General features: G+C 48.6%; 4 protein-coding genes. All 4 read left to right on the forward strand.

All coding sequences use genetic code 11. From position 1 onward, the window contains the following. A partial coding sequence (locus tag BHV64_RS09000) for a site-specific integrase (protein ID WP_288115766.1) occupies positions 1–987 on the forward strand: 987 nt, incomplete at its 5' end. 692 nt (positions 988–1,679) lie between these two features. After that, the gene (locus BHV64_RS09005) at positions 1,680–2,018 is read left to right on the forward strand and encodes a helix-turn-helix domain-containing protein (protein ID WP_217726894.1); all 339 of its coding nucleotides are present in this window, start codon (positions 1,680–1,682) and stop codon (positions 2,016–2,018) included. Positions 2,019–2,020: 2 nt separating this feature from the next. Next, the gene (locus BHV64_RS09010; protein ID WP_015547360.1) at positions 2,021–2,392 is read left to right on the forward strand and encodes a DUF6291 domain-containing protein; all 372 of its coding nucleotides are present in this window, start codon (positions 2,021–2,023) and stop codon (positions 2,390–2,392) included. Between the two features lie 112 nt (positions 2,393–2,504). Then, positions 2,505–3,362, forward strand: coding sequence for a PriCT-2 domain-containing protein (locus tag BHV64_RS09015; RefSeq protein WP_288115767.1), 858 nt, complete (start codon positions 2,505–2,507; stop codon positions 3,360–3,362). Positions 3,363–3,522: the final 160 nt, after the last annotated feature.

Genomic DNA, 3,522 nt, shown 5'->3' on the forward strand with positions numbered 1-3,522 from the left:
ATCGACTGGACGCTGAACCAGTTCGAGGACGCCTTTCTGAATACCTCCAAACAGGGAAAGTTCAACGCCTATTTCACCGACCGTATCGCGGAACTGCACGCGACGGGACATATCGGCAATTCCCAAACCTATAAGCAGACGCAGGACATGTTGAGAAGCTATGACCGGAAGCTGGATCAACGGCTCTTTTCCGACATCGACCTGCGTTATGTCCGGGGATTCGATATGTTTCTTCAAAAGCGGGGCTGTTGCGGCAATACGCGCAAATTCTATTTCAAAGCGTTACGGGCCATTCTGAACCGGGCCAATGCGGAGGGTGTCGGTTCGGTAGCGACCTACCCGTTCGGACGGGGCGGGTTCGAGGTCTCCAAACTCGAAGAGGCGACTGCCAAACGTTACCTGCCTGCCGCCGAGCTGTCGAAACTCAAAAGCACCACGGCCAGCAATCCGCAATGCGAATACGCTCGCAAGCTGTTTCTCTTTTCCTACTATTGTTACGGCATTTCGTTCATCGACATGGCGATGCTCACGGCCGCCCAGATCAAACAGATGGAGGACGGCGACTATATCGTCTACAAGCGGCAGAAGATCAAGCGGCAGAAAGGTGTCAAACCTATTTCGATCAAGATCACGCCCGCAATCCGGCAACTGATCGGGAGCCTGCAAGCGGCCTCGCCGACCGTGGACGATTTCCTGCTGCCGATCGTCACCCGCTCCGGCTATACGGGCGAGCGGCTCTACATGCACATTCGGGCCCGTTACAGCAAGTATCAAAAATACCTGCGCCTGCTCGCCGAGGAGCTCGGAATAGATTTTCACCTGACGAGCTACGTCTCCCGCCATACGGCGGCCATGACCTTGCAGCGCAACAACATTCCGCGCGAGGTGATTTCACAGATGCTCGGCCATGCCGATCTGGAAACCACGAACATCTATCTCGACAGCTTCGACAACGAAGTGATCAACGAGGCGGCGAAAGTGCTCTAACGGCCATCACGGTTTAATTCTGCTCGCCTTTTTACGCTATTAGCACAAATATACGATTTAAAATCAACCGAATATGTATTTTTTCCAATCATCGCCTGTCAGTTATAAAAGGTTCATCAAACGGTTCCCCACCGAAAATAGTCTTATAAAACTGTACGCCAAGACTTGTGTTGATTTTGATATTGAATCAAAGCCCAAAAAACGACGATGCCCGCATTGCGGCAGCTGTCAAAACGGCCCTTTCAGAAAGAATAATGAAAAATTACGCTTATGTAAAAGATGCGGAAGGACTTTCTCTATATTCAGAAATAGCATCTTCGACAAATCCAAGGCCGATTTCCGAATTTGGATGTATATAGGCTATTGTATGTTCTACTACCACCACGTCTATTTTAATGTGGACAAAATTTCTCGAACACAAATAATCCGAGAAACTCATGCACCCTCAAACGCTACGATCTATCATATATACGATGTCCTGTACAAATTATTCAAGAGCCAAAACAAGGTCGATATGCTACTAATATTCAACATATTCCTGCCATTTATGAAGATTTTCCACAACATGAACCCATATAGGAAAAAAGAATATTAGATAATCCGCTGTTAAACAGCGGATTATCTCCATTAAAAGTCATTAAACAGTCCGGCTGGTAAATTAGATTGTAAACTTTCAAATTATTTACAAGAATATGAAAAATATTACCGACGACACCCCGATCGCAATGCTGACGGTAGGACAGTTGAAAGAGATCTTATCAATCGACAAAATTATGGGGCATCTAACTCCGAGCCGCGCTCCGGACAAAGAGGTGCTGACAGTTGCCGACGTTGCCCGGCTTACAGGGTACAGTATCTCTACGGTCTATAAGCTCACAAGTGAACGAAAGATACCGTTCCACAAACCAGAGCATAAAGGCCGCAAACTTTACTTTAACCGTGAGGAGATTCTCGACTGGTTGCAGAGCGAATCACACCCGACGATCGAACAGGAAAACATCCAGAGAATAAACCAATTAAAAAAGCATTAACCATGAAAACTGAAACAACAACGACCAAGCCCGCATTCGACCCGGAGGTTCCGCCCCGTGAAGGGTTCATCTTCTACCGTACCTTTTATGAAGCGTTGGCCTCGATGAAGAACAGGGCAAGATTACACCTCTATGATGTGATTATGAGATATGCTCTCTACGGCGAGGAACCGACGGATCTCAACGGAGAGCAGATGCGAACCTTCATACTGATCCGTCCCCAGCTGGATGCCAACGAACGGAAACGGCAAGCAAAGTACAAAAAGAAGGCAATCAAAAAGAATAACGACGAAGAACTCAACAAATTTTTCACAAAAACCGAAGACGAAGAAAATGACAATCTACGAATACTCAACGATATACAATATGAATAGGTCGCTCCTAAAAGATAATTCTAACATGAAAGAAAACGAATATGACAATGGGTACATAGAAAGGCAAACAGTCAGTTCGAATCCCCCGGAACTCCCTCAGATCAGGGTCTCCGTGTTCGAGAACTACTTCGCACAGAAACCACTCGGCGATGTTGACCTGATAAAGTGGTGTAAGACTGCCAAATTCAAGGAGCAGGTTATCGCGTTCCGCACGACCTCCAACGAGAAGGTTCGCCAACGAATTAAACGCAACCTGCCGTGCATCACTCCCAGCGGGATATTCAAGACTCGGAGCCGTGACGGGCTGGTTCAGCACACCGGGTTCATATGCATCGACATCGACCACAAGGACAACGGCGTATTCGGACCGGAGTGGTTCGATAAGAAGAGACTCGTCGCCAAGACCTTCGACAGCTTGTTGTGTGCAAGTATGTCGATCAGCGGGAATGGCTTGTACCTGATTTTCCGCATCGCTCACCCGGACATGCACCTGGCACAATTCGACGCTCTGGTTCGGGAGATCTACGAGAAAACGGGGCTCGTCGCCGACCAAGGGTGTTGCGATGTCTGCCGCTTGCGGGGAGCCAGTTACGATGCCTACCCATACATCAATCCGCACGCGAAGCCTTATCGGGGCGTGCTGAAAGAAAGAACCGCAAGGGCCAAAGTCCGGACGGCCCGGGAAAAGAAGCTGCTCGATGCAAAGGTCTATAAATTAATCAAGAAAATCCGTGAAAAGAAGAAGGATATCACCGACGACTATCACGACTGGTATTGCATCGGATGCGCCTTGGCACACGAATACGGCAAGGAGGAGGGTCTGCGGCTATTTCATCTGGTCAGCATGCACTCCAAGAAGTATTACCCGACCGACTGCGACGAGCAGTTCGCCAAATGTCTGCGGAGCCGGAAAATCGGGATCGAGACCTTCTTATGGATTTGCAAGAAACACGGGGTGACGTTCAAGTAGCCCACCGTCCCGCACACGGAGCCGGAACCTTGTCGAAGGGTTCCGGCTTCTTTTATGATGGCCTCGGAACGTAGAGAATCCCGGAGCCGATTCCGCCGAAATTTATACGGCAATACCCCATCGAGTGTTGTTCGAGCGAAAATAATTTCTAACTTTGTCA

It is taken from the genome of Alistipes sp. 56_sp_Nov_56_25, assembly GCF_001915285.1.
Classification (GTDB): Bacteria; Bacteroidota; Bacteroidia; order Bacteroidales; family Rikenellaceae; genus Alistipes; species Alistipes shahii.